Here is a 6,711-nt window from a genome sequence, read left to right on the forward strand (position 1 = left end):
GCCGTTTCTGGACAATTATTTCTGATTTTGCGGGCCCCCGGACGCAGGACGGACCGCCTGCTTTTCATATGACGGCGGTGCCCCTGCATATCCATCAGGCAGGGGGGATCGCATATGAAACGCAAGCCCACGCAGTTTGTGGTGAAGGAGACGTTTCGCTCCGCGGATGTGCAGGCGAGAAAGGCGGCGGTCAGCCGTATCGTAAAGCGGTATCTGGAGATCCGGCTGTGTCCGTAGATCAAGCGGACCGGCGCCAAAATGAGGGGGGAGAGTCCGTGCTGTGTGCGATCTACTGCCGCCTGAGCAAAGAGGACGAAGACAAACAGCAGCCGGAATCCGAGAGCATTCAAAATCAGAAATCCATGCTGGTGAAGTATGCGGTGGAGCGGGGCTGGGACATTTACAATCTGTACTGTGACGAGGATTTTTCCGGCGCGGACGCCCACCGGCCCGACTTCAGCCGGATGCTCCGGGACGCAGAGGCCGGAAGGTTTCAGATCATCCTCTGCAAGAGCCAGTCCCGCTTTACCCGGGATATGGAGCTGGTGGAGAAGTATATTCACGGCAGGTTTCCCCAGTGGGGGATCCGCTTTGTCGCCCTTGCGGACCATGTGGACACCGACGTAAAAGGCAGCAAAAAAGCCCGCCAGATCAACGGGCTGATCAACGAGTGGTACCTGGAGGACCTGTCGGAGAACATCCGCATGGTGTTCGACTTCAAGCGCCGGCAGGGACAGTATATCGGCGGCTTCCCCCTCTACGGGTATCGGAAGGATCCTGCGGATAAAAACAAACTGGTGGTGGACGAGACGGCGGCGCCCGTGGTGCGTCAGATCTACCGCTGGTCTTTGGAGGGCTGCGGGGCCCAGCGTATTGCGGCGCTGCTGAACCGGCGGGGCATCGACAATCCCACCCGGCACAAGCAGAAACTTGGTATGAATTATGTCAATGGAAGTGGAGCGGGCGGTGGGTGCTGGAACAAGACCGCCGTGTCCCGGATCCTGCACAATGAGATGTATGCCGGCGTCATGGTGCAGGGGCGGAAAAAGAAGGTCAGCTACAAATCCAAACGCACCGCGGATGTGCCGGAGGAGCAGTGGTACCGGGTGCCCGGCACCCATGAGGCCATCATAGATCCGGAGACTTTTCGGCAGGTGCAGGAGCTGCTCCGCCCGCGAAGGAAGGCCGACGGACGGGGGGAAGTCCATGTGCTGGCAGGATTGGTGAAGTGCGCGGAGTGCGGTTCCACCATGGCCCGGACATCCAACGGCCAGCCGGGCGAGAAGCGGGTGAGCTATCTGCGGTGCAGCCGGTCGGCGGCGGGCGGCGGGAGAGCGCTGTGCTCCCGGCACTCCGTCCGGCTGGATGATCTGGTCGAGCTGGTGTCGGAGCGGCTGCGGACGCACCTTGCGGGATGCTGGGAGCCGGGCGATCTTCAGCGGTTCTCCCCGCGGGAGCAGGCGGCCGACCGGGTGACTGCGCTGCAAAAAGACCTGCGAACGCTGGAAGGGCAGATCGAAGCCCGCGCAGCCGCGCTGAAGACCCTCTACCTGGACCGGGTGTCCGGGCTCCTGGGAGAAGAGGAGTTTTGCTCCATGAACCGGGAGTTCCAGAAGGAGAGAGCGCATATGATCCGGCACAGAGAGGAACTGCGGCGGGAAGTGGAGCGCGTGAACGGGGCGGAGGACGGCGGCGGAGCGGCAGAGCGCGTCCGGGAGCTCCTGCGGTTGGACCCTGTTCCCCGGGAACTGTTCGTCCTGGCGGTGGAGAAGGTCGAGGTGGGGGAAAAAGACCCTGAGACAGGGCGGCAGGAGGTGCGGATCCACTGGAAGTTTTAAGGCGGCACCGCACAAAGACGGCGGCGCGTTGTTAAAATTTCCGCCATGACCTTGTTGCGAAAACTTAAAATCCACCAAGGATTCCTGTGTTTGCGCGCCTGGTTCCGACGCAAAATTTTGAAGCAAATCGCTCTTGCCCCATGATGCGGTCTTGCCTTAAAAAGGAGCGCGTGGACTTGGAAACCCTCTCCCATGTCATAGAGCCCAAACTGCCCGGAGCGGTGGAGAGCTACGTGGATCTGGGGCGGTTCTATGATCGGGAGGGCCTGGAACCGCTGCGGGAGGAGCTGTCCGCAGCCATGGACGGCTACAAGGGACACTACAAACGGGCCTATCGCTGTCTGACGGCGGCGGCCCAGCTGGCGGAGGACAGCCGCGCGCTGCTTTTGACGCCCGCGCTGGAGGCAAAAGCCCTGAAACGGGCCCGCGGCATTTTAGGGCGGGAAATCAAAAAGACAGGCCGTCAGTCGGGGCGGGCTGTCCAGCGCTTCCTCAGCGGCATCACCTGTCAGGGGGCGATCTGCCGTTTTGATACGGCGGACACGTTGTGCCGCAGAGTCTATGAGCTCTCGGACTCCTGGGGGCTGGGCTCCGGGATGCTGACGGCTTTGGCGTCCGGAGCCATGTCGGCGGGTTACGACGTCATCCTCTGCCCGTCCCCGCTTTTTCCCGAGCGGGCGGAGCATCTGCTGATCCCGGAGCAGTCCCTGGCGTTTCTCACCAGCACGCCCGCGCTGTCCTATCCGGGTCGGCCCTATCGCCGCATCCGGCTGGACGCCATGGCAGACGAAGAACTGCTGCGCAAATACAAGGCCCGGCTGAAATTTTCCAGGAAGGTCCAGGCGGCGCTTTTGGAGGAAGGTGTGGAGGCGCTGGCCCAGGCAAAGGCTGTCCACGACCGGCTGGAGGCGCTTTACAATCCCCACGTGGACTTCGATGGAGTCTACCGACAGGCCGACGAGCTTTCCCGGGCGCTGCTGGCTTTGACATAAGACATAGGAGAAGGGCCGGCGGTGTACCGCCGGCCCTCCTTTTGCCCGGTCACTCGGGCAGAGTCCAGTTGAGATCTTCGAAATAGGGGGCCTGTTTGCGCATCCGAAATTCCGCCACGTCTTTTCCGGACCAGTCGTAGAGCCCCTCTCCGGCCGCCACGCCGGTTTTGCCGCTGTCCAGCCCTTTTTGAACGATCTTCTGAATGCCCTTGACATCACAGAGCGAGGGGGAGACGTTGGCGGCAATATCCCGCTCCAGAGCGAAGCCCACCTCGTCAAAATACTCCAGCAGACCAATGGAGGCATAGCGTTTTCCTACGGCCCGCTTGATGGCCTTGTCGATGTCCTCCGCTGTGGCCACCCCCTGCTCCATGAGAAACAGCGACTCGCGGAACATGGCCTGGGCCAGGCGGTTGACCAGAAGCCCGGGCACATCCCGGCGGAGCAGGACGACCTGGCGGCCCGGAAGCGTGCCAGCCCGGCGGCACTGTGGCCCACCACCGTCTCAAAGACGTTGCCGATGGACAGGGTCGCCCGCAGGCGCCGATGACGCCGCTGCCGTAAACACCGATTTTTTCCATGCCAATCCCTCCCAAATGCTTCTTTAAAAAGCATACAGGACGGGAAAAATAATGTTAACCTCAATAAGGGATCGTGGCCCAGGTATTTACCCCGGAAAGGTCCAGAAAAAGAATGTTTTTGGGCAAAACAAAGGAAAAGATCAGGATGGCGGCGGCCAGCAGGATCACAAGAGCAAACACCGGAAGAGCGGGGAGGCGGCGGAGCGGCTGCTCCGCCAGACAGGGCAGAAACAGACACAGTGCCATCAAAAGCACATAGAGAAGCGCATCCGCAAAGACGGGCGCAACCTTTAAAACGATGTGGAGGACCCAGCCGGATGCCAGCATGAGGACGCAGGAGAGCAGCAGCGCGGCCATCCTGGACGTTCGGCTGTCGTCCCCCCGGGAGAGGATGAGCACGGAGACAAGGCCGGGCCAGAACAAAATTTTCAAATGTTCCCAGATGCTTTCCTGAATGGGACAGAGCAGCTGGGTGAGCAAATTGGGCCAGAGAGAGTACCCGAAATGCAGACAGGCGCCCGCCACAGTGACCAGTACAAACGTCAGCCAGGTGTTTTTGGAACAGCGTTTCATATCAGTTCTCTCCTTTTGATGCGGGCGGAGCGCCTGCAGAGATAGTATAACCTATGAATGGGGCTTCAAAATATACGGGAGGGAACCGGGAAAAGAGTATGTTGTTTTCCAAAAAAAGAGAGATTGCCCCCATTTGCCGGGATAAAACCGGGAGCGCCTGCAAACCCGGCGCCGGAAAAACAGACCCAGCCAAAGCGGCTGTTCATTTCCAGGGTTCCCGGCGGAGCTTTCGACCATATTAGGGATGACGCTTTTGGCGTCGTTTTGAATTTTAAATGGGGGTGGTCGATTGAACAAGAAACAGCTGGGGGGCGTTGGACCGGTGCGGGCTGCGGCGGCGGCGCTGGCGGCGGCCCTGGTGCTGGCGTCGGGAGGACAGGACGCGCTGGCCGCGGAGGAAGCGCCGGTGAGCGCCCCGGCGTCGGTTCGGACCCTGGTCCCGGTGGGCCGGGCGGTGGGGATCAAACTTTTTTCAGACGGCGTGATGGTGGTGGGATTTTCACAGATCCCGGCGGCGGGGGGAACTGAGACGCCTGCCCGGACGTGCGGGCTGAAAGAGGGGGACATCATCACACACATCAACAGCGCCGAAGTGGACACCATCGAAGAGGTGCAGAGCCAGCTGGCCCGGATCGGCGGCGAGGAGATGAGCATCCGGGCGCTCCGGGACGGCCGGGAGGTTCAGGTCACCGCTCAGGCGGTGCAGTGTGTCTCCGACGGATCGTACAAGCTGGGAGCCTGGCTGAGAGACTCCATGGCCGGGATCGGCACCATCACCTATTATGACCCGGAGACCGGGGCCTTTGGAGCTCTGGGCCACGGAGTCAACGACGTGGATACCGCACAGCTGATGCCACTGGAGACAGGCGGAGTTCTGAAGGCCACGGTCACTGACGTGAAAAAAGGGAAGCGGGGCGAGCCGGGGGAACTCCACGGCACCTTTGAGCTTTCCAAGGATGTGGGCGAGCTGACGGCCAATACCGCGCAGGGGATTTTCGGTTCCCTGTCCGACGGCAGTTTGGCCGCGGGCCTGGAGCCGGTGGAAGTGGCGAGCCGGGATCAGGTAAAGACCGGGAAAGCCGCCATTTACTCCAACATTTCGGGGGATGACGTAAAGTCCTATGAGGTGGAAATCACAAAGATCTTTCCGGCGGGCGGAGATGGCCGGGATCTGATGATCAAAGTGACCGATCCCACCCTGCTGGAGGCCACCGGAGGCATTGTGCAGGGAATGTCCGGAAGCCCTATTGTCCAGGACGGCCGTCTGGTGGGGGCCGTCACCCATGTGCTGGTGGGAGACCCCACACAGGGTTATGGAATCCTGGCGGAAAGAATGCTCAGCACAGCTAAAAACTTCTAAAAACTGGAAAAAGTCGAACGAGGTCGAATTTTTCTTATCCAAAAAATGGCAAAACTGTATTGCGTTTGTTGTCTATTTATGGTAAATTATTGGCAACCGGTAAACATGCCTTGGCCAGGCGAGACGCAGCGGAAAGGGAGTCAATATGGATAAGAAGAAGATTCTTGTGGCGGACGCAGGAGAGGAATTCCGTCGCCTGTTGGTGGAGACCATTGACGCCGAAAGTGACCTTGCCGTAGTGGGAGATACAGGAGACGGGGAAGAGGCGGTCTCTCTGTGTGCCAAGCGGAAGCCTGATGTGGTTGTCATGGACATGATCCTGGCGAAAATGGATGGAGTGGAGGTTCTGGCCTCTCTGAGCGCTCTGGAGACAAAACCGAAGATTTTAGTGTTGTCCAGCTTTGCGGGAGGCGGGCTGGCCGACCTTGCCGCAGCCAACGGCGCGGAATATTTTATGCTGAAACCTTGCAAGACCACTTCTGTGGTGGAACGCATCCGCCAGGTGACCACCGTGGCGCGCCCCCTTTCGGAGGAGCCGATCAGTCGGGGGAGGAGCCTGGAGAGCACAGTGACTGCGATCATTCACGAGATCGGTGTTCCGGCCCACATAAAGGGCTACCAGTATTTGCGCGAAGCGATCATGATCGCCGTGGTGGATATGGATGTTATCAACGCGGTGACAAAAGTCCTTTATCCCGAAGTAGCCAAGCGGTTCGGCACCACGGCCAGCCGGGTGGAACGGGCCATTCGCCACGCCATTGAGGTGGCGTGGGACCGGGGCGACCTGGAGACGCTGCAAAAGTATTTCGGCTATACCGTTTCCAATGCCAAAGGGAAGCCCACCAACAGTGAGTTCATCGCTATGATTGCCGACCGGCTCCAGCTCCAAAGAAAGGAGCAGTGAGGGATCTTTTTTGTGCGGTTCAAACCGCGCGAGGCCGGGGAGGCTGGCCGGCGCGACAGCAGGATCCTGTGTCGAAGTCTTTTTATTATGGAAAATCGATACACCCGGCTGACCGGATCTTTTAATCCGGTCAGCCGGGTGTTGTTTTTTGCTGCGGATTGACGTTCCGCTGTGATGTTTACAGGAACAAGCTCCACATAAAGTTCGAAAACACGTGGCAGCCGGCGTGGTAAAGCATGCTGTACTGGATGCCGTATCTGCGGCTTAGTCTGCCGAATGCCGGCTCCAGCCGGCATTCACTGGTTGCTGCTGCTTAAAGTTTTTACTGTCCCCTAGGTCAGTTTACAAAGAACTACACGCAGACCGTGAAACGGGCTGCTGACAACAAATAAAGGCTGAACATCAAGCACAGGAAAAGTACGAGATATTCAGCCTGTTTTGTTGTCTGGGGGTTCCAAAGGGG

At 59.5% G+C, this 6,711-nt stretch carries 7 protein-coding genes; 5 read left to right on the top strand and 2 right to left on the bottom strand.

All coding sequences use genetic code 11. The annotated features are described in order from the left end of the window. The first annotated feature begins 114 nt into the window (after positions 1-114). The 3 genes from ACQRD3_RS11485 (at position 115) to ACQRD3_RS11495 (ending at position 2,830) form a co-directional block, all read left to right on the top strand. Entirely contained in the window at positions 115-237 is a 123-nt protein-coding gene (locus ACQRD3_RS11485; RefSeq protein ID WP_427781466.1) for a hypothetical protein, read from the top strand. Further along, entirely contained in the window at positions 228-1,838 is a 1,611-nt protein-coding gene (locus ACQRD3_RS11490; RefSeq protein ID WP_427781467.1) for a recombinase family protein, read from the top strand. The genes ACQRD3_RS11485 and ACQRD3_RS11490 overlap by 10 nt, the downstream gene beginning before the upstream one ends. A 170-nt stretch (positions 1,839-2,008) precedes the next feature. Then, entirely contained in the window at positions 2,009-2,830 is an 822-nt protein-coding gene (locus ACQRD3_RS11495; protein WP_427781468.1) for a hypothetical protein, read from the top strand. Positions 2,831-2,879: 49 nt separating this feature from the next. Here the strand turns inward: ACQRD3_RS11495 and ACQRD3_RS11500 are convergent, their stop codons facing one another. Both ACQRD3_RS11500 and ACQRD3_RS11505 read right to left on the bottom strand, forming a co-directional pair. Further along, positions 2,880-3,263 (bottom strand): 3-hydroxyacyl-CoA dehydrogenase family protein, encoded by a 384-nt coding sequence (locus ACQRD3_RS11500; RefSeq protein ID WP_427781469.1) that lies wholly within the window; start codon positions 3,261-3,263, stop codon positions 2,880-2,882. 208 nt (positions 3,264-3,471) lie between these two features. Further along, on the bottom strand, positions 3,472-3,984 hold the full coding sequence (locus ACQRD3_RS11505) for a DUF6512 family protein (RefSeq protein ID WP_427781470.1): 513 nt from the start codon (positions 3,982-3,984) through the stop codon (positions 3,472-3,474). A 289-nt stretch (positions 3,985-4,273) separates the two neighbouring features. Here ACQRD3_RS11505 and spoIVB point away from each other — a divergent pair, with 289 nt between their 5' ends. Together spoIVB and spo0A are read left to right on the top strand one after the other, a co-directional pair. Then, positions 4,274-5,344, top strand: coding sequence for a SpoIVB peptidase (gene spoIVB, locus ACQRD3_RS11510; protein ID WP_427781471.1), 1,071 nt, complete (start codon positions 4,274-4,276; stop codon positions 5,342-5,344). Between the two features lie 145 nt (positions 5,345-5,489). Further along, positions 5,490-6,248: a sporulation transcription factor Spo0A gene (spo0A, locus tag ACQRD3_RS11515; RefSeq protein WP_080906993.1), complete on the top strand. Its 759-nt coding sequence runs from the start codon at positions 5,490-5,492 to the stop codon at positions 6,246-6,248. The last annotated feature ends 463 nt before the right edge of the window (positions 6,249-6,711 follow it).

Origin of the sequence: Candidatus Pseudoscillospira sp. SGI.172, from assembly GCF_050313575.1 — a bacterium.
Lineage (GTDB): Bacteria > Bacillota > Clostridia > Oscillospirales > Oscillospiraceae > Vermiculatibacterium.

Coding starts and splice junctions, on each gene's coding strand:
- ACQRD3_RS11485 (WP_427781466.1), top strand. CDS start 115: ATGAAACGCAAGCCCACGCAGTTTGTGGTGAAGGAGACGTTTCGCTCC.
- ACQRD3_RS11505 (WP_427781470.1), bottom strand. CDS start 3,984: ATGAAACGCTGTTCCAAAAACACCTGGCTGACGTTTGTACTGGTCACT.
- spo0A (WP_080906993.1), top strand. CDS start 5,490: ATGGATAAGAAGAAGATTCTTGTGGCGGACGCAGGAGAGGAATTCCGT.